Genomic DNA, 18,440 nt, shown 5'->3' with positions numbered 1-18,440 from the left:
GAGGGTAGCTCACGACTCAGGCTCCAGGCCAGGCTGTGTCGGCAATGGCAAAAACAAGGTGATGCAGGTGCCGCGCCCTTCAATGCCATCGGCCACGCGGATATGCCCTCCGTGCGCCCCGACCATGCCCTGGCAGATCGCCAAGCCGAGGCCGGTGCCCTGCCCGCCCCGATCACCGCGTGCGGCGGTGTAGAACATATCGAAAATTTTCGCACGCTCGTCTTCGGGAATACCCGGCCCCTCATCGGCCACCGCGAAAAACAGTTGGTTATCCGACACGCCGGCACTCAATTGCAAGCGTCCCTGAAGAGGTGAAAAGCGTGCGGCGTTCTCCAGCACATTGACCAGCGCCTGCTCGATCAAGGCCGCATGCACATACAGCAATGGCAGCTCAGGCGGCACCTCGGTGCTCACCTGCAACGGCGCCAGCACCGCACGCAAACGGCCGAGGGCACTGCCGACGATATCGCCCGGCGACACCCAATCCCGCGCAAGTTTGAGCGCGCCATGGCCCAGGCGCGTCATGTCCAGCAGGTTCTGGATATAACGATCGAGGCGCTCGGCTTCATCGCGCGTGCCTTCGAGTAATTCGCGACGGTCCTCCAAGGGGATGGCTTCACCCAACGCCAACAGGCTGTCGATACTGCCGCGCATGGACGTCAGCGGCGTGCGCAGATCATGGGACACCGACGCGAGCAAGGCGCTGCGCAGTTGCTCGGTTTCGCCGTGCAGACGTGCGGATTCAAGCTCCTGCGCCAACTGCGCACGGGCCAGGGCCTGGGCCAGTGGCTGGCTCAACGCGGTGAGCAGGCGGCGGCGTTGACCACTCAACGCCTGGCCCGGTTTGGCACTGACACCCAGCAAGCCCAGCGGACCTTCCTCGCCCGACAATGGCCACCACCACCAACGCCCAAACGGCAAGGTGCCAGTGCCCATGCCAGCGGGCTGGTCATGTTGCCAGGCCCAGTCGGCCGCGGCGCGTTCGGCTTCGCTGAGGGTCAGCGGGCCGCCGGTCTCGACCTTCCAGCCGCCCTGACCGTCGCGATTGACCAGGCACAGGTCCAGATCGCTCCAGCCTTCCAGGTGATGGGCCGCCGCGCTGACCACCGCTTGGCGATCGGTGGCGGCCGTGAGTTTGCGTGACAGGTCGAGCAGCTCGCTGGTTTCTTCCTGAGTGTCGCGCAATGCCTGCAATTGTCGACGCTGGCGCGCCGCGAGGTTGCCGGTGAGCGCCGCCATCAGCAGGAAGAACAGCAGGGTCAGCACATCTTCTTCGCGCTGGATGGAGAAGGAAAAATTCGGCGGAATAAACAGGAAGTCGTAGGTCAGAAATGACAACGCCGCGCACACCAGGGATGGCCCCAGGCTACTGCGCACCGCCACCAGCAAGACGGCGGCGAGGAACACCAAAGAGATATTCGGCAACGGCAACACACTGGACACCGCCCAGGCCACGCCCGCAGCCACCAGCGTTGCGAACACCGCCAAGGCGTAATCGAACCACACCAGCCCGCGCACCTGCGGCATACGCGGCGGTGTGGGAATGTCGTCGCTGTCGAGCACGTTGATTTCCAGACCCCGCGCATTGCGTAACAGACGCGCCGCCAGGCCGCCCCCAAACAGGCGACGGCGCCAGCGCATCCGCGATTGCCCGACCAACACCAGGCTGGCGCGGCGTTCGGCGGCGTGCTGGATCAACGTTTTGGCCACCTCCCCCGCCCGTAGCAACACGACTTCGCCGCCGAGACGCTCGGCCAATTGCTGGGCGTTTTGCAGGCGCAGACGCGACTGTTCATCCCGTGCGCGGCCGTTATCGACATGCACCAGGCTCCACGGCAAGTGCCGACGCTGTGCCACCCGACTCGCATGCCGTACCAGGCGTTCAGCCTGGGCATCACCGTCCACGCCCACCAGCAAACGACCGCGCACCGCCGGTGCCGCCTGACCAAGCTGGCGATAGCCCTGGGCCAAGTCGTCGTCTACATGGGCGGCAGCGGTCTGCATCGCCAGCTCGCGCAGGGCCATCAGGTTGGTCTGGGTGAAAAACGCATCGATGGCCGCTCGGGCCTGTTCCGGCACGTAGACTTTGCCGTCGCGCAGACGCTCCAGCAGCTCGCGGGATGGCAGGTCGATCAGCAGCAGTTCGTCGGCCTCTTGCAGCACCCAGTCGGGCAGAGTTTCACGCACGTGCACGCCGGTAATGCCGCGCACTTGGTCATTAAGGCTTTCCAGATGCTGGACGTTGACCGTGGTAAACACGTTGATGCCGGCGGCAAGCAGTTCCTGAATGTCTTGCCAGCGCTTCTCATGACGGCTGCCCGGGGCGTTGCTGTGGGCCAGTTCGTCCACCAGCACCAACTTGGGTTTGGTGGCGAGCAGGCCGTCGAGGTCCATTTCTTCGAGCATCACGCCGCGGTATTCGCTGCGCAGCAACGGTTGCTGTGGCAGGCCGCTGAGCAAGGCTTCGGTCTCGGCGCGGCCATGGGTTTCCACCACGCCGGCGACCAACTTGACGCCCTGGCGCAGTTGGGTGTGGGCGGCCTGCAGCATGGCGTAGGTCTTGCCCACGCCCGGTGCGGCGCCGAGGAAAACTTTGAGCCGGCCACGGCCGTTGCGGGGAAGATCGGCGAGCAGGGCATCGGCGCGGCCGGAGTCGCTCATGCGTGGGGGTTCCTTCAGGTGTTTGTATAAAGTTTTTCAGGGCTCCATCGGGGGCAAGCCCCCTCCCACATTTGGAATGCATTTCCCTGTGGGAGGGGGCTTGCCCCCGATGGTGGTCTTAATGCCTACAACTTTTCCAGGGCCATGTTCAGCGCCAGCACATTCACTACCGGCGGCCCCACCAACGGGCTTTCGATGTGCTCATCCAGCAGCCGTTGCAAGGTCGACACCGGCACATTCCGCGCCGCCGCCACTCGCGCCAGTTGATAGGCAATCGCCTGAGGTGGCAAGTGTGGATCAAGACCGCTGCCAGAGGTAGTCAGCGAGGCCAACGGCACCGGCCCCTGACTGGGCACCCGCTGTTTATTCGCGTCATCGAATACACGGGTAGCCAACGCTGGGTTACTCGGGCCGAGGTTACTGGCGCTGCTCGACACGGTCGCAAAAGCACCCGCCGATGGGCGCGGGTGGAACCAGCTGTCACCGGTAAAATCCTGGGCGATCAGGCTGGAGCCGCGCACCTTGCCATCGGCGTCGCGCACCAGGCTGCCGTTGGCCTGGTCGGGGAAGGCCACTTGCGCCACGCCGGTGACCACCAGTGGGTAGGCCACACCGGTGATCAGGGTCATGAGGACCAGCAGGCTCAGGGCCGGGCGGATCATGTTAGTCATAGTCAAATCCTCAATAAATCGGCAAACCAAGGTAGCCAGTTCAAACCAGGTGCAGCGCGGTCAGCAGCATGTCGATGGCCTTGATGCCCACGAATGGCACCAGCAACCCACCCACGCCATAGATCAACAGGTTGCGCCGCAGCAACGCCGCTGCACTCGCCGCCTGTACGCGTACACCGCGCAATGCCAGCGGGATCAACACCACGATAATCAGCGCGTTAAACACAATGGCCGACAGAATCGCGCTCTGCGGACTCTGCAGGTGCATGACGTTGAGCACACCCAGTTGCGGATAGATCGAGGCGAACAGCGCAGGCAGAATCGCGAAGTATTTGGCCACGTCGTTGGCGATGGAAAAGGTGGTCAGCGCGCCACGGGTCACCAGCAATTCCTTGCCGATCTGCACCACATCCAGCAGCTTGGTGGGGTCGCTGTCGAGGTCGACCATGTTGGCGGCTTCACGCGCTGCCTGGGTGCCGTCGTTCATGGCCATGCCCACGTCGGCCTGGGCCAGTGCCGGTGCATCGTTGGCGCCGTCGCCGCACATGGCCACCAGACGACCGTCGTTCTGCTCATGACGTATACGTGCAAGTTTTTTCTCTGGCGTGGCTTCGGCCAGCACATCATCCACGCCCGCCTCAGCGGCAATCGCAGCAGCCGTCAGCGGGTTGTCGCCGGTAACCATCACGGTGCGGATGCCCAGTTTGCGCAACTCGGCGAAACGTTCGCGGATGCCGGGCTTGACCACGTCCTTAAGATGAATCGCACCGAGCAACTTGCCATCGGCGCACACCAGCAACGGGGTGCCGCCGCTTTGGGCGATCTTGTCGATTTCCCGCGACAACGCAGGTGCAAGGTCAAGGCGCTGCTGGCCGATAAATGCCAGCAGTGAATCCACTGCGCCTTTGCGATACACGCGGCCTTGGCAGTCAACGCCGGATAGCCGGGTTTCGGCGCTGAACGGCACGGCGGTCAACTCGTCCGGCGCAGGCTCGGCCTGAGGGTGCAAGGCGCGCAGGTATTCAACGATGGATTTGCCTTCCGCCGTGTCGTCCGCCAGGGACGCAAACAGCGCGCCTTCGGCCACCTCGCGGCCGCTGACGCCAGGCGCCGCGACCACCGCTGCACAGCGGCGATTACCAAAGGTGATGGTGCCGGTCTTGTCCAGCAGCAACACATGCACGTCACCCGCGGCTTCCACGGCACGGCCGGACTTGGCGATCACATTGAGGCGTACCAGGCGGTCCATGCCGGCGATGCCGATGGCCGACAACAAGCCGCCAATGGTCGTAGGAATCAGCGTCACCAGCAGTGCGACCAGAAACACCAAAGGCAAGCTGCCATTGGCGAAGTGGGCGAACGGCTGCAGCGTCACGACCACCAACAGGAAGATCAGCGTCAGGCCGATCAGCAGGATATCCAGCGCAACTTCATTGGGAGTCTTCTGGCGCTTGGCGCCTTCCACCAACGCGATCATGCGGTCCAGGGTCGACTCGCCGGGGTTGGCGGTGATGCGGATCAGCAGCCAGTCCGAGACCAGCCGCGTATTACCGGTGACTGCCGAGCGGTCGCCGCCGGACTCGCGGATCACCGGAGCGGATTCGCCAGTGATCGCCGCTTCGTTCACCGCCGCGATGCCTTCGATCACCTCGCCGTCACCGGGGATCATCTCCCCGGCGGCAACGCGCACCACGTCGCCTTTGCGCAGGCTGGTGGCGGGCACGACCTTGAAGCTGCCATCGGCTTCCTTGCGCCGTGCGCTGAGGCCTTCGCTACCGGCCTTGAGGCTGTCGGCGCGCGCCTTGCCGCGCCCTTCGGCCAAGGCTTCGGCGAAGTTGGCAAACAGCACGGTGAACCACAGCCACACGGCGATCTGCACGGCAACGAAAGTCGGCACGGTGGTGTCGGGCACGAAGCACAGCACCGTGGTGAGGATCGCAGTCAATTCGACCACCAGCATCACCGGCGAGCGCTTCAGCTGGCGCGGGTCAAGCTTGACGAACGCCTGGACCAGCGCCGGGCGCCACAGAGCAGAGATGGCGGTTTTGGCAGGCTCCTGGGGTTTGACCGGGGCCGCGTTTTTTGCAGGCATATTCATGTTCATATCCCTTCTCAGAAGCCCATGCTCAAGTGTTCGGCGATAGGACCCAGCGCCAGCGTCGGCAGGAAAGTCAGGCCCCCTACCAGCAAGATGGTGACGGTCAACAGGGTCACGAACAGCGGGCCGTGGGTGGGGAAGCTGTTCTGGCCAATCGGTGCGCTCTTTTTCATCGCCAGACTGCCGGCCAGGGCCAGTACCGGGAGGATGTAGCCAAAGCGGCCGATCAACATGCCCAGGCCGAGCATCAGGTTATGGAACGGCGTGTTGGCGCTGAAGCCAGCAAACGCCGAGCCGTTGTTGGCACTGGCCGATGTATACGCGTAGAGCAACTGGCTGAAACCGTGGGGGCCCGGGTTGCTGATGGCGCCGGCCGGACCTGGCAGGCTGGCGGCAATGGCACCGAGCACGAGCACGCCAACCGGCATCACCAACAAGGTCACGACGAGCAGTTTCACTTCCTTGGCCTGTAGCTTCTTGCCGAGGTATTCCGGGGTGCGACCGATCATCAAACCGGCGAGGAACACCGCGATCAACACGTTGAGCAACATGCCGTACATGCCGGCGCCAACGCCGCCGAAGATAACCTCACCGACCATCATGTTGACCAGCGCCACCATCCCGCTGAGGGGGCTGAGACTGTCCTGCATGCCGTTGACCGAACCGTTGGACGCCGCGGTAGTGGTCACCGACCACAGCACCGTGCCGGTGGTACCGAAGCGCGTTTCCTTGCCTTCCAGCGGTGCGGTCTGCTCCACGGCCGGGTTGTTCAGGGTCGGATTGGGCTGGTATTCGGACCAGAGAGACGTCGCGCCGCCGATCAGGAACAGCGCCAGCATGCAGCCAAGGATCGCGCGGCTCTGGCGCAGGTCTTTGACGTAGTGACCGAAGGTGAAGACCAGCGCCACCGGGATCAGAATGATGGACGCCACCTCAAACAGGTTGGCCCACGCGGTCGGATCTTCAAACGGATGCGCCGAGTTGACCCCAAAGAAGCCGCCACCGTTGGTGCCCAGTTGCTTGATCGCAATCTGACTGGCCGCCGGGCCGAGGGGGATGACCTGATCCACGCCTTGCAGCGTCACGGCATCGACGTAATGGGCGAAAGTCTGTGGCACGCCCTGCCACACCAGGAACAACGCCAGCACCAGGCACAGCGGCAACAGGCCGTAGAGGGTAGCGCGGGTCATATCAACCCAGAAGTTACCCAATGTCTGGGCCGACTTGCGACCGATCCCACGGCACAGAGCGACCAGGACTGCCAGACCGGTCGCCGCACTGACGAAGTTCTGCACGGTCAGGCCGGCCATCTGGCTGAGGTAGCTCAGTGACGCCTCGCCGCTGTAGGACTGCCAGTTGGTATTGGTCATGAAACTGACCGCGGTGTTGAAGGCCAGCGTCCACTCTTGCCCCGGCAATTTCTGCGGGTTGAGTGGGAGATAGTCCTGGAACACCAGGATCGCGAAAAGCAGCAGAAAACCCGCGAGGTTGAATGCGAGCAAGGCCAGCATGTATTTCTGCCAGCTCTGCTCCTGCTGCGCGTCGACACCCGACAGGCGATAACAGGCTTTTTCGACAGGCCCCAGGACCGGAGTCAGCCACGTGCGCTGGCCCTCCATCACCTTGTAGTAGAACCGCCCCAGGAAGGGGGCTGGCACCAGTACCACGGCAAAGAAGGCAATGATCAGCCAATAGTCATAACTGTGCATGGCCAGCTCCTAGTTCCGATCCGCGCGTAGCAGCGCAACCAGCAGATAAATGAACAGCGCCACGGCCAATAGCAGTGACACCCCGTCCAGAACGCTCATGGAAGTCTCTCCGTTCAGCGGCGAGTGCCGCGTGTGGGGCAATTGTCCGCAGGAGTGGTGTAAAGGAACGAGAGCGAGGGTGCAGGCGGGGCGTAAAGACGGCGTAAAGAGTGGGTTTATACGGGGTTTACAGAGGGATTTGCAGTGGCTGGGAGGGCCTCATCGGGGGCAAGCCCCCTCCCACACTTGGCCCTGCATATACCGGTAAAAATGTGGGAGGGGGCTTGCCCCCGATAGCGTCGGCACAGTCCCCCCCGCACTTATCTGGTGCAACAAGGCAAAGTTTCAAACGCCAAACCGTCCCCCAGACGACAGTTGCGCGCCTTTACGACAATGATTCTCAGGCTGGCATGGCCGCTGCAACACCTTGAATCATTCCAAACCGTTCAGGGAGCAACACAATGAACACACAACTCAAACCCACCCTAGGCACCCTGCATTTATGGGGCATTGCCGTCGGGCTGGTGATCTCCGGGGAATACTTCGGCTGGAGCTATGGCTGGGGCGTGGCCGGGACCTTGGGCTTTCTGGTGACCTCGTTGATGGTCGCCGCGATGTACACCTGCTTTATCTTCAGTTTCACCGAGCTGACCACCGCAATTCCCCATGCTGGCGGGCCATTTGCCTACAGCCGTCGGGCGTTTGGAGAGAAAGGCGGTTTGATCGCCGGCCTTGCCACACTGATCGAATTTGTCTTCGCGCCACCTGCCATTGCCTTGGCCATCGGCGCTTATCTGAATGTGCAGTTTCCAGCGCTGGACCCCAAACACGCGGCCGTCGGTGCATACATTGTGTTCATGGGCTTGAACATCCTTGGCGTGAAGCTCGCCGCGACCTTTGAACTGGTGGTGTGCGTGCTCGCTGTCGCCGAGTTGCTGGTGTTTATGGGCGTGGTTGCGCCGGCCTTCAGCTTCAGTAACTTCGCCCTGAACGGGTGGGCGGGTTCCGACACGTTTGGCGCTCCGGCAATTGCGGGCATGTTTGCCGCGATTCCCTTCGCCATCTGGTTCTTCCTCGCCATCGAAGGCGCAGCCATGGCGGCTGAAGAAGCGAAAGATCCGAAGCGCACGATTCCAAAGGCCTATATCAGCGGCATCCTGACCCTGGTGATCCTGGCCATGGGCGTGATGTTCTTCGCGGGTGGCGTGGGCGATTGGCGCACCCTGTCGAACATCAACGACCCGTTGCCACAGGCCATGAAAACAGTGGTCGGCGAAAGCTCCGGCTGGTTGCACATGCTGGTGTGGATCGGCCTGTTCGGCCTGGTGGCGAGCTTCCACGGCATTATCCTGGGCTACTCGCGCCAATTCTTCGCCTTGGCCCGCGCCGGCTACCTGCCGTCATTCCTCGCCAAACTGTCGCGTTTTCAGACACCACACCGGGCCATCATCGCCGGCGGCGTGGTCGGCATCGCCGCTATCTACAGCGACGGCCTGATCAACCTAGGCGGCATGACCCTGACTGCAGCGATGATCACCATGGCAGTGTTCGGCGCGATCGTCATGTACATCATGAGCATGCTCAGCCTGTTCAAATTGCGTAAGACCGAACCGCTGCTGGAACGCACCTTCCGCGCGCCGGGTTATCCGATCGTGCCAGGCATTGCGTTGGTATTGGCGGTGGTGTGCCTGGTGGCCATGGCGTGGTTCAACACGCTGATTGGGTTGATCTTCCTGGGTTTTATGGCAGTGGGTTTCATCTACTTCCAACTGACCGCGCAAGACCGTGCCGATGCGCCGGCAGATGCAATGTTGACCGGGCTCTAAGGTTTACGAGGCAGAACGGGCCTACACTGAACTACTCAGAAAGCCCGTTACTCAAAGCAGCTATTGCCGTGGGAAAATTCTCCCACGGCAATCTGCCTCAAGGAGAGCCTTATGCCGTGGTATGCGTGGTTGATTATGGTGGTCGCGATCGGGTCGATCGTCGGGGGGCTGATGATGCTGCGAGACAGCGCCAACAAAGTGGAGCTCACCGACGAGCAACGCAAACGCGTGGCCGAACGCAACGCCCAGGCGGATGCCAAGGATTCACAGGATCGCTAGGATCGATTACTCCCAATCCGCCTTGGCAATCTGCAACCCGTGCTGCCCCTTGTAGGCAGCACGCTCTGGCTGGCTCCAGCCATTCAGTAACTCATCCTCCAACTGATAGATCTCGACACCCAGCGGACGGCACACCGTCAGTGGATCCTGCGCATCCGGGCCCCACATCGGCAGTGATAAATCCCCACCCGGGCAGGTCGACAGCGCACACAGCAAATCAATTTCGGCAAAAAACTCCAGGTAATCGCCCTTCTGTGCAGGACACGCCTTCATGAAATACATGTCGTCGTGATTGAGACCGGTGCACTGGAAAATATTCAACACGTCATGCACGTCGAATTCCGTCAGACCGTGGGGCAACACCGCACGCGTCAAGTTGGAGTGGCAGTGGTGATGGAAATCCTCACCCGTCAGCATGCGGTTCACGTAAGGGTCGCAACGCGTGCCAAGCAAGTCATGCAAGCGCCCGCCGTGCTCGTCGATACCGTAACCGGCCAGGCTGTCATCAGTGATCGTAACCAAAGGCCGCAAAAACGGCAGGTTCGACCACAAGCGGTCATGGGTGCTGACATGAGCGCCCTGCAATTGGCGGGTGCGCGCCGCCCAAAGACGTTCACGAGGGTCATTGGCATTCCATACGTTAAAGTCACCCACCTGCGGCCCCACCGGCGTGGTGACACGAAACACATGCCCGGCCGGCACCTTCCACGCCCTTCCAGTGCGAATCGGCACTTCAAACTGTTCGATCAACGTGCGCTGATCCGCCCGGTCACGAATACGCTCGTAAAACGCCGTATCGACCTGCAACGCCGAGCCTTTGCTGACCTGATAAGCGGCCGGATAGTCTTTATACATGATGCAGATCCTCAATCAGGGGTGGGTAAAAAGAGCCAACGAGATGCGTTCGGAATCCTCCAGGTACAGGCTCATCGCCTCCCCTGCCGCGGCTTTATTCGGCTGGACCAGTAACGTGTAAATCTCGCGGTCACGTTCCAGCCAGGGCGACTGGAATCGCTGCTCATCGAGCGCCGCGCAAAACACCAAGCGTAATTGGGCGATGACCTGGGCGAAAAACTCATCGAACAACGGGCTGCGCATCAACCCGACAATGTGCTGATGGAACAACAAACTGTGGGTGGCCACGGCGCGCCAGTCTTCGCGCTCACGGGCCAGGGTGGTGGCGTCGATGGCGTTTTGCATGCGTTCAGATTGTTCATCCGTCAACGCGCTGCTGTCGGCGATGGCCTGCAATTCGAGGGTGCGGCGCACGACAAACAGGTCGCGAACCTCCTCCCGCTGCAGTCGCCGGACCATCACACCCTTGTTGCGCACGTAACGGGTCAGCCCTTCCTGACCCAAACGGTGCAGGGCTTCGCGAATGGTGTTACGCGACGCACTGTAGGCCCGGACCAGATCCACCTCGACCAATGCCATACCTGGCAATAACCGCCCGCCGATAATGTCGGCGCGCAGCTCCAAGGCAATCTGGTCGGCTAAAGACAAACTGGGAGTCATCATTCCCTCACGATTGTTGAACAATCTTTTGCGTAGAGGTAATCACTTTTCATGCCAACACCTTAGCTTCGCCAACCGTGTAAAAAAGTTCAGGTTGGTTAAAATGCCAGCCTGTCACCGAGGCCGCCCTATGCGTTATTCCCAAGAGCACAAAGCCCAGACCCACCAACGCATCATCAAGGAAGCGTCAGCCCGCTTTCGCCGTGACGGCATCGACGCCACCGGCCTGCAGCCGCTGATGAAAGCGCTCAACCTGACCCATGGCGGCTTCTACGCGCACTTCAGGTCCAAGAAAGAGCTGGTGGAAAAAGCGCTACAGGCTGCGGCGGCCGACCTGGATGCCCATTGCGACATGCTGTTCAGCCAGGAACGGCCGCTGGACGCGTTTATCGACAGCTACCTGTCGGAATGGCACCTGACCTCACCGGACCAGGGCTGCCCGTTGCCAACGATGTCTTCCGAACTGGGCTTGAGAGGCCAACCCAGTGCAACCACCGACCACGTGCTCGACGCAAGGCTCAAGCAAATTGAAACGGCACTGGGCGCGGGACGTTGCGACGCAGAAAGTCTGATGATGATGTCGACACTGGTAGGCGCATTGGTCTTGGCCAGAAGTGTTGAAGATCCACAATTGGCAAGACGGATCATGGAAGTAGTACGGGAGAACCTGAAAACGCAAAATCTGCAGGAGAAAGAGGCCGATCAATGACCGGCCTCTTGGACGTTTAGTTGATCACCAACCTGTCGCGGTTCTTCTCCAGCAACGCCTTGCCGATCCCCTTCACTTCCAACAACTCATCCACCGCCGTGAACGGACCGTTGCTTTCGCGGTAGGCAATGATCGCCTTGGCTTTGGCCGCGCCAATGCCGAACAGATCCCGACGCAGGGTCTCGGCGTCGGCGGCGTTCAGGTTGACCTTGGCGGACTGCTCGACCTGAGTCATCTGCGCGGTGACAGGGGTTGGGGCTTCTGGCTTGATGGACGGCGCAGCGGTGGCGGCGACGGAGAGGGTTGTGAGGAAGGCGAAGATCAGCGAAGAAATGTAGGTTTTCTGCATGGGTGACGCTCCTTGACATCGTTGAGGGAAAAGCAGCTTTTCCGAAGCTGCTTTTCAAACTTAGGTGATGTTGGGGATTCGTCAAAAATGCTTGCGTAACAGAGTGTTAAATCAGGGTTCCAAGCGACGTTGCTGGTAGATCCAGTCGACGATTTCTCCGTCAGGGGAGTAGCCGCTTACAGTGTCGCGCAGGAGTTGGCGGACGCGGGTGTAGTCATCTTGTTCCACCGCGGCCAGCAGCTCCGTCAGCTTGTCTTTGAGCACATCCCAGGATAAATGATCTTCGTTGGCGCTCATGATCATGGGGTGTCGTGTAGCGACAACGTTGTCGCCGATCAGTAACTCTTCGTAAAGCTTTTCACCGGGGCGTAGGCCGGTGAATTCGATGGCGATGTCGCCATGAAGATTTTTGTCCGAGCGCACACTGAATCCTGATAGATGAATCATCTTTTCAGCCAGTTCAACGATCTTTACCGGTTCCCCCATATCCAACACAAATACGTCGCCGCCCAACCCCATCGAACCCGCCTGGATAACCAGCTGCGCAGCTTCAGGGATGGTCATAAAGTATCGGGTGATTTTCGGGTGAGTGACCGTCAACGGACCACCGGATTTGATCTGCTTATGGAACAGAGGAATGACTGAGCCCGACGAACCCAGTACGTTGCCGAAACGAACCATCGTGAAACGGGTTTTGTTGACGTGTGAAACGTTGGCTCTGTCACCAAATAAAACAGGGGCCAACTCACGACTGAGCGCTTGCAACGTAAGCTCTGCCAAGCGTTTGGTACTGCCCATCACATTGGTCGGGCGTACTGCTTTATCTGTGGAAATCAGGACGAAATTGGCAACCCCAGCCTGCAGGGCAGCCTGTGCAGTGTTAAGCGTTCCAATGACATTATTCAACACGCCTTCGGCAATATTGTGTTCAACCATCGGTACATGCTTATAAGCCGCAGCATGGTAGACCGTGTCGACGTGCCAGGTTTTCATGACGTCCATCAGCTTAGACTGATTACGAACCGAGCCCAGAATTGGCAAGACCTTGACCGGCAACGACTCACGCAAAACCCGCTGTTCGAGTTCAGAAAGAATGCTGTAAAGGTTGAATTCACTGTGTTCAAACAGCAACAGGGTTTTGGGCGTTAGAGATAAGATCTGCCGACATAATTCAGAGCCGATAGAGCCGCCAGCGCCAGTGACCAAAACGCTCTGCCCTGCAATGCAATGCTCCAGTAAATCCGCCTGAGAAGGGACCGCGTCACGCCCTAGCAAGTCCGCAATGTCAACCTCTTGGATATCATCAACCTTGACCCGGCCACTGGCGAGATCCATGAAACCTGGAACACTTCGCACATGAAGAGGGAATCCTTCAAGAAAACCGAGAATTTCACGGCGTCTGCCTCGGTTTGAGGACGGAATCGCAAGCAGGATTTCCTCAGCCCCCGTCATATCAATCATGCGTTGAATATGTTTGGGCTTGTAGACCTGAAGTCCCGAGATAACCCGATCAGAAATACTCGTGTCGTCATCGATAAACGCGACGGGTCTCATCACTCGCCCCATGCGCAGCGCCGCGACCAACTGGTTACCCGCAGCACCAGCGCCGTAGATGGCTACTTTCGGCAAGCCGTTATCGCGACGGGTGAAGGGGACATGTTGCGCCGCAGTGAACCAGTCCCCTAAAAAGTACTGACGCATTGCTAGGCGCAGGCCGCCGATGGTGATAAGGCTGAGCCACCAATAATTGAAAATAATCGAGCGTGGCACCACGTTCTGGTGGTTGCTGTACCAATAAACCACCAATGCCAATATCAAAGATGAAAGGCTCACGGCCTTGATGATCGCAATCAAAGCATCATTACCAAAATAACGCATGACGGCGCGGTACATACCAAAACGGACAAACAGGGGAATGGCGATCAGCGGTGCGGAGAGAAACAGCCAGAGGTGCATACGGATAGGATTGATCATGTCGTCTATCCCTAAACGCACCAGAAACGCCATCCAGAGTGCAAACCAAACCAGTATGACGTCAGTCAGTACTTGGATAAATCGTTTATACCGGCGAGGCAGGCCCAACAAATAGGTCCGTAACATATCCATAATTACCTCCGAACAAGCACCGCAATACAAAAAAACGAAATGACTGAATACACTGACAACTTACTACACCGGTTCGTTTTTCTCGACGGCGCCCGCATGAAACATGCTGGCCAATATGAGTAACGGAATGTACGCAATTATCACGCCCAGTAAGCCATCCAGACCAAGCAGGGCAACACACAGCGCGATAGGTAGCAGCCAGATCAGATTCACCAGACCGACAGTCAACGTAACAGGTAAGTGACGACCATACTTTCGGGATGCGTACTGATAGGCATGGCTTCGGTGGGCTTCATAGACTTTGTCTCCCCGAACCAGGCGCCTGATCAGTGTAAAGGTGGCATCCACTATAAAAACACCCATCAGGATCACCCACACCCAAATGAGTGAAGGAGAGACCCAGGCCGCTTGCACGGAAAAAATCCCCAGCGTTACACCTAGAAAACCACTGCCTGCATCCCCCATGAAAATTTTCGCAGGGGGGAAGTTCCAATACAAAAAACCGCCGACCGCGAATGACAACAGCAACGGCGCCCAGGCCAGAGAACCAAGCCCCAGCAATGCATAGATCATCGCCGCACTCAGGCAAACAAAAATAGCTTCAAGGCTGGCTAATCCGTCGATTCCATCCATGAAGTTGTAAAGGTTGAGCATCCAGACCAAATAGAGCGCGACCAGCACGATGCCAAACCAACCCATGTCAAATGTAGTGCCCATTACAGCCAAAGGGGGCGCTCCACCTAACCAGAAAAGTGCCCACACGGCAGCACTGAAATGCCCAAGAAGCCGCCAACGTGCTGCGATATGCCCATGATCATCCAGGAAACCCAGTACTGCGATGCCGGCGCCAGCGCCTAACAGCGCCCAGGTAAACGACCAAGATAAAAGCGAAAATATCGCAAGAACAGGCAACAAGAACAAAAAGCTCAACACGATCGCCACGCCACCACCACGAGGCGTGGGAACCGTGTGGGAACTACGCGCGTTGGGCACGTCTATCAGGCTTTTAGCAAGCGCGTAGCGTCGTAAAGCACTTGTCAGCAGCAGAGAAATGCCGCCCGTAATAATAAAAAACAGCCAAACCATCACTCAATACTCCAAACGCTTTACGAACCGACGATGCGGTTATTGAACTCTTGCCCAGCCCTGATCATTGCAGCCTCAGCTGACAGGGGCGGCGTCCAGCCAAGCAATTGCTTGGCTTTGGATGCGTCTATCTGCAAAGACCCACACAATTGGGTATAGACCCCCTGCTTCCCCAATAGTCTCGCAGACACCCGCAGCACCGACACTGGAACCGGGATTAGCGCCGCTTTTCGCCCCATGCCCTTGGCTAAAAGCCTGACCATTTGTCCCGTAGAGAAGTCAACACCATCTGATGCCAAGAAAACCTGATTAGCCGCCGCTGGGTGATCTATGCAAAAGGCGATGAAATCAACCAGGTTTTCCAAGGCAATCATGCTTCTGCTGTTATTAACTCGCCCAAAAGGCAAAGGAATGCCTGAATGAACCAGCTTGAGCAGCCTGCGAAAGTTCCCAGGGGCATGAGCGGCATAGACTAAAGGCGGCCGAATGATCACCACGTCCATCTCAGTAGTCTGTGCGAGTTGCAATAACCCGACTTCCGCCTCCTGCTTGGAGATTGCGTAATCTGCGTTAGGCGTAGGCGCGGACGACTCAGAGAAAGGGAGATCGGTGGTATACCCCCCGTTTACGCCAATTGAGCTGATGAAGATAAACCGTTTGACACCTTCGGCGGCCGCCTGCGAGGCCAAATTTAGCGTCGCCCGCGTATTGGCCTCTCGGAAGAGTTCAAGCGCGTTGGGCTCCTGTGTCAGGACGTGTGCACGCCCTGCCATATGAACTACGCAGCCAACGCCCCTTAGCGCGGGATGCCAGTTCGTTTGCGCGCCAAATTCGCCGAGGTTGAAAACCTGACAATCACGTTCAACCCCTACGGGTTCAGAACGGGAGGCAATAGCCACAGGATGACGCGCCTGCTCTTGCAAATAGGCCAGAAGCGCCGAACCAACAAAACCAGTCGCGCCGGTGAGCAAAACCTTGTTCACAGGCATCACTTAAAAAAGTAGCTGGCAAGCTTGAAAGGAATTTTCAAGGCAACCATAAGAATGTTGGTATAGATCCCGTTTTCTTTGCACGCCCTGACGATTTCCAAATTTTGGTGCACTTTCCACCAAAATCCCGTCGTGCTGATCCCGCCCTGTCGCATCTTGACCATGTTAGCGTCATGCCTTGAGAGCTTGATGCCTTGGGTAATGAAGCGCGTCATCAGTTCGAAGTCTGCCGAAACGCGATAACCCAATTTATAGTATCCAAATTGATCGAACAGGCTGCGACGAGCATAAAAAGTCGGGTGCGGAATCATGAATCCGAAACGGATTTTCCAGGTCGAGAAGCCAGAGGACGAATATTTGCGGGTAACGACATCAGTATTGTCCCGCTGGACGAACACCAGGTTTGCATAGGATGCATCGCACGCTGGATTGGCCTCCAGAAACTTGACCAAGTCTTCAATCGTGGACGTACTTGAGAACACGTCATCCGAGTTGAGGATGCCGACATAGTCGCCCGTCGCCAACTTGATGCCTTTGTTCATCGCATCATAAATGCCCTTGTCAGGCTCGCTGAGAACCGTCGATATACGCCCTTCATATTCCGAGATAATCGCCAGTGTCGAATCTTTGGAGGCGCCATCTATGACGATGTACTCAATATCCTGGTAGGTCTGGGAGAGTACCGATTCCAGGGTGTCGCGAATGGTCGAGGCGCTGTTATAGCAAACGGTGATGATCGAAATTTTCACAGTATCAGCCTTTCACCCGACCATAGATGTCTTCAAAACGGACGATATCGTCCTCTCCCAGGTATGAACCTGATTGCACCTCGATCAATTCGAGTGGAATCATTCCAGGGTTTTCCAGCGCGTGAATCTGACCAATCGGGATATATGTCGATTGGTTTTCAGTGACCAAATAGGTTTTTTCACCATTGGTAACGCGCGCTGTTCCGCTCACGACAATCCAGTGTTCGGCACGATGGTGATGCATCTGTACTGAAAGCTTCTCACCGGGCTTAACGGTGATTCGCTTGACCTGGTAGCGCTCTCCATTATCAATGGAATCGTAGACGCCCCACGGACGATAGACTTCACGGTGATTCGCATGCTCTTGACGCTTGCAACCCTTGAGCTGGTCGACGATTTTCTTGACGTCTTGCACCTGATCTTTATGGGCGACAAGTACAGCGTCCTTGGTCTCTACAATAATCAGGTCTGTCACACCAACCGTAGTCACCAAACGATGTGTGGCATGAACATAGCTACCCGACGTATTTTCCGAAAGTACATCGCCCTTGAACAAGTTGCCTTCGGAGTTTTTTTCACCCGCCTCCCAGAGCGCAGACCAAGAGCCGATATCGCTCCAGCCAGCATCCAGAGGCACCATCACCGCGTCTGAGGTCTTCTCCATGACGGCATAGTCGATCGAATCATCTGGGCTGGTAACGAATATCGAACTGTCGACGCGGGTGAAGTGCATATCCTGCTGGCCGCCAGCCAACGCCTCCCGGCAAACAGAAACAATCTTCGGCTGAAACCGCTCAAGCTCTTGAAGGTAGCGGCTGGCCCGGAACATGAACATGCCACTGTTCCAAAAATAATCACCGTCAGATAAATACTGTTCTGCCGTTTTAAGGTCTGGCTTTTCAACGAAGCGATTGACCTTGAAGCCCCCCTCTCCTACAGGCGACCCCATTTGAAGATAACCGTAGCCCGTTTCAGGATGCGTCGGGGTAATTGCGAATGTCACGAGCTTACCCGCCTCAGCGAGAACCTGGGCTTTCGCAATGCTCTGATGAAACGCATCAACATCCTGAATCAGGTGATCTGCTGCCAACACCAACAGGATAGGGTCTTCCTGATCGGTCAGCGCTTGCAACGCAGCCAGCGCAATCGCGGGGGCGGTATTTCGTCCGACCGGCTCAAGAATAATGTTGGCTTCTTCCAGCCCTAACTGCCGAAGCTGTTCCGCCGCAAGGAAACGGTGATTTTCATTACAGATCAGACGAGGGACAGCATGCTCCAATCCATCAAGACGCTTGATGGTAGCTTGCAACATGGTCAGGTCCGCATCTACCAACGGCAGGAACTGCTTAGGGTTCAACTGACGAGACAAAGGCCAAAGACGAGTGCCAGAGCCGCCCGCCATGATTACCGGAAGAAACATTAAATCATCCTTTGATTCTTACTTGATCAGCACAACGGGACACTCGCGGAGGGGCTTATGCACGATGCGGTGACATTTACTAATAAGGGGCGTGGCGCTCATCATACGCCTGCCGGTGAATCACTGGCATTGCTAAAACTCCGGCATCACGCCCTACTTAGCACACGCATAGAAGATGAGTAAGGCGCCCTCGGTTCACCCAGGCACTAAAGGTCAGATTTCCAAAACGTATGG

16 protein-coding genes are annotated in these 18,440 nt (G+C 58.1%); 3 read left to right on the top strand and 13 right to left on the bottom strand.

The window, feature by feature from the left end:
• Positions 1-9: 9 nt before the first annotated feature.
• The 5 genes from DNK50_RS12010 to kdpF all read right to left on the bottom strand — a co-directional run bounded on the left by DNK50_RS12010 (position 10) and on the right by kdpF (position 7,238).
• Entirely contained in the window at positions 10-2,661 is a 2,652-nt protein-coding gene (locus tag DNK50_RS12010) for a sensor histidine kinase KdpD (RefSeq protein ID WP_112194207.1), read from the bottom strand.
• A gap of 125 nt (positions 2,662-2,786) precedes the next feature.
• A complete protein-coding gene (gene kdpC, locus DNK50_RS12005; RefSeq protein ID WP_099587312.1) occupies positions 2,787-3,332 on the bottom strand; it encodes a potassium-transporting ATPase subunit KdpC in 546 nt (181 codons plus the stop codon).
• 40 nt (positions 3,333-3,372) lie between these two features.
• Positions 3,373-5,430 (bottom strand): potassium-transporting ATPase subunit KdpB, encoded by a 2,058-nt coding sequence (gene kdpB, locus DNK50_RS12000; protein ID WP_177411516.1) that lies wholly within the window; start codon positions 5,428-5,430, stop codon positions 3,373-3,375.
• Positions 5,431-5,444: 14 nt separating this feature from the next.
• Positions 5,445-7,139 (bottom strand): potassium-transporting ATPase subunit KdpA, encoded by a 1,695-nt coding sequence (gene kdpA / locus DNK50_RS11995; protein WP_112194205.1) that lies wholly within the window; start codon positions 7,137-7,139, stop codon positions 5,445-5,447.
• 9 nt (positions 7,140-7,148) lie between these two features.
• On the bottom strand, positions 7,149-7,238 hold the full coding sequence (kdpF, locus tag DNK50_RS11990; protein WP_003218754.1) for a K(+)-transporting ATPase subunit F: 90 nt from the start codon (positions 7,236-7,238) through the stop codon (positions 7,149-7,151).
• Positions 7,239-7,639: 401 nt separating this feature from the next.
• Here kdpF and eat point away from each other — a divergent pair, with 401 nt between their 5' ends.
• Positions 7,640-9,004 carry an ethanolamine permease gene (gene eat / locus DNK50_RS11985; RefSeq protein ID WP_095184207.1) on the top strand — a complete coding sequence of 455 codons (1,365 nt, stop codon included), beginning with the start codon at positions 7,640-7,642 and terminating at the stop codon, positions 9,002-9,004.
• A gap of 111 nt (positions 9,005-9,115) precedes the next feature.
• Entirely contained in the window at positions 9,116-9,283 is a 168-nt protein-coding gene (locus tag DNK50_RS11980; protein ID WP_081797766.1) for a DUF2897 family protein, read from the top strand.
• Between the two features lie 6 nt (positions 9,284-9,289).
• Here DNK50_RS11980 and DNK50_RS11975 read toward each other — a convergent pair whose 3' ends face one another.
• Both DNK50_RS11975 and DNK50_RS11970 read right to left on the bottom strand, forming a co-directional pair.
• On the bottom strand, positions 9,290-10,138 hold the full coding sequence (locus DNK50_RS11975) for a DUF1989 domain-containing protein (protein ID WP_099587316.1): 849 nt from the start codon (positions 10,136-10,138) through the stop codon (positions 9,290-9,292).
• Between the two features lie 15 nt (positions 10,139-10,153).
• On the bottom strand, positions 10,154-10,798 hold the full coding sequence (locus DNK50_RS11970; RefSeq protein ID WP_112194203.1) for a GntR family transcriptional regulator: 645 nt from the start codon (positions 10,796-10,798) through the stop codon (positions 10,154-10,156).
• 130 nt (positions 10,799-10,928) lie between these two features.
• Here DNK50_RS11970 and DNK50_RS11965 point away from each other — a divergent pair, with 130 nt between their 5' ends.
• On the top strand, positions 10,929-11,507 hold the full coding sequence (locus DNK50_RS11965; RefSeq protein WP_112194201.1) for a TetR/AcrR family transcriptional regulator: 579 nt from the start codon (positions 10,929-10,931) through the stop codon (positions 11,505-11,507).
• A 16-nt stretch (positions 11,508-11,523) separates the two neighbouring features.
• Here DNK50_RS11965 and DNK50_RS11960 read toward each other — a convergent pair whose 3' ends face one another.
• From DNK50_RS11960 to DNK50_RS11935, 6 genes are all read right to left on the bottom strand, one after another.
• The gene (locus DNK50_RS11960; RefSeq protein ID WP_099587319.1) at positions 11,524-11,856 is read right to left on the bottom strand and encodes a helix-hairpin-helix domain-containing protein; all 333 of its coding nucleotides are present in this window, start codon (positions 11,854-11,856) and stop codon (positions 11,524-11,526) included.
• A 111-nt stretch (positions 11,857-11,967) separates the two neighbouring features.
• Complete coding sequence (locus tag DNK50_RS11955; protein WP_162633410.1) at positions 11,968-13,965, bottom strand: nucleoside-diphosphate sugar epimerase/dehydratase; 1,998 nt, start codon at positions 13,963-13,965, stop codon at positions 11,968-11,970.
• A 60-nt stretch (positions 13,966-14,025) separates the two neighbouring features.
• A complete protein-coding gene (locus tag DNK50_RS11950) occupies positions 14,026-15,051 on the bottom strand; it encodes a glycosyltransferase family 4 protein (RefSeq protein ID WP_371929493.1) in 1,026 nt (341 codons plus the stop codon).
• Between the two features lie 17 nt (positions 15,052-15,068).
• The gene (locus DNK50_RS11945; RefSeq protein ID WP_250925404.1) at positions 15,069-16,031 is read right to left on the bottom strand and encodes an NAD-dependent epimerase/dehydratase family protein; all 963 of its coding nucleotides are present in this window, start codon (positions 16,029-16,031) and stop codon (positions 15,069-15,071) included.
• A 5-nt stretch (positions 16,032-16,036) separates the two neighbouring features.
• On the bottom strand, positions 16,037-16,786 hold the full coding sequence (locus DNK50_RS11940; protein WP_112194194.1) for a glycosyltransferase family 2 protein: 750 nt from the start codon (positions 16,784-16,786) through the stop codon (positions 16,037-16,039).
• 4 nt (positions 16,787-16,790) lie between these two features.
• Complete coding sequence (locus tag DNK50_RS11935) at positions 16,791-18,206, bottom strand: mannose-1-phosphate guanylyltransferase/mannose-6-phosphate isomerase (protein WP_112194192.1); 1,416 nt, start codon at positions 18,204-18,206, stop codon at positions 16,791-16,793.
• Positions 18,207-18,440: the final 234 nt, after the last annotated feature.

The organism is Pseudomonas sp. LG1E9 (genome assembly GCF_003290225.1).
In the GTDB taxonomy this organism is placed as follows: Bacteria; Pseudomonadota; Gammaproteobacteria; order Pseudomonadales; family Pseudomonadaceae; genus Aquipseudomonas; species Aquipseudomonas cyclaminis.
Note: the sequence above shows the minus strand (reverse complement) of the source record. Positions and strands in the feature narration are given on the sequence as shown.

Bases quoted from the DNA above. Each gene is read 5' to 3' on its own strand.
- DNK50_RS12010 (WP_112194207.1), bottom strand. From the start codon at position 2,661: ATGAGCGACTCCGGCCGCGCCGATGCCCTGCTCGCCGATCTTCCCCGC.
- kdpF (WP_003218754.1), bottom strand. From the start codon at position 7,238: ATGAGCGTTCTGGACGGGGTGTCACTGCTATTGGCCGTGGCGCTGTTC.
- DNK50_RS11965 (WP_112194201.1), top strand. From the start codon at position 10,929: ATGCGTTATTCCCAAGAGCACAAAGCCCAGACCCACCAACGCATCATC.
- kdpC (WP_099587312.1), bottom strand. From the start codon at position 3,332: ATGACTAACATGATCCGCCCGGCCCTGAGCCTGCTGGTCCTCATGACC.
- DNK50_RS11980 (WP_081797766.1), top strand. From the start codon at position 9,116: ATGCCGTGGTATGCGTGGTTGATTATGGTGGTCGCGATCGGGTCGATC.
- DNK50_RS11960 (WP_099587319.1), bottom strand. From the start codon at position 11,856: ATGCAGAAAACCTACATTTCTTCGCTGATCTTCGCCTTCCTCACAACC.
- eat (WP_095184207.1), top strand. From the start codon at position 7,640: ATGAACACACAACTCAAACCCACCCTAGGCACCCTGCATTTATGGGGC.
- DNK50_RS11935 (WP_112194192.1), bottom strand. From the start codon at position 18,206: ATGTTTCTTCCGGTAATCATGGCGGGCGGCTCTGGCACTCGTCTTTGG.
- kdpA (WP_112194205.1), bottom strand. From the start codon at position 7,139: ATGCACAGTTATGACTATTGGCTGATCATTGCCTTCTTTGCCGTGGTA.
- DNK50_RS11970 (WP_112194203.1), bottom strand. From the start codon at position 10,798: ATGACTCCCAGTTTGTCTTTAGCCGACCAGATTGCCTTGGAGCTGCGC.
- DNK50_RS11975 (WP_099587316.1), bottom strand. From the start codon at position 10,138: ATGTATAAAGACTATCCGGCCGCTTATCAGGTCAGCAAAGGCTCGGCG.
- kdpB (WP_177411516.1), bottom strand. From the start codon at position 5,430: ATGAATATGCCTGCAAAAAACGCGGCCCCGGTCAAACCCCAGGAGCCT.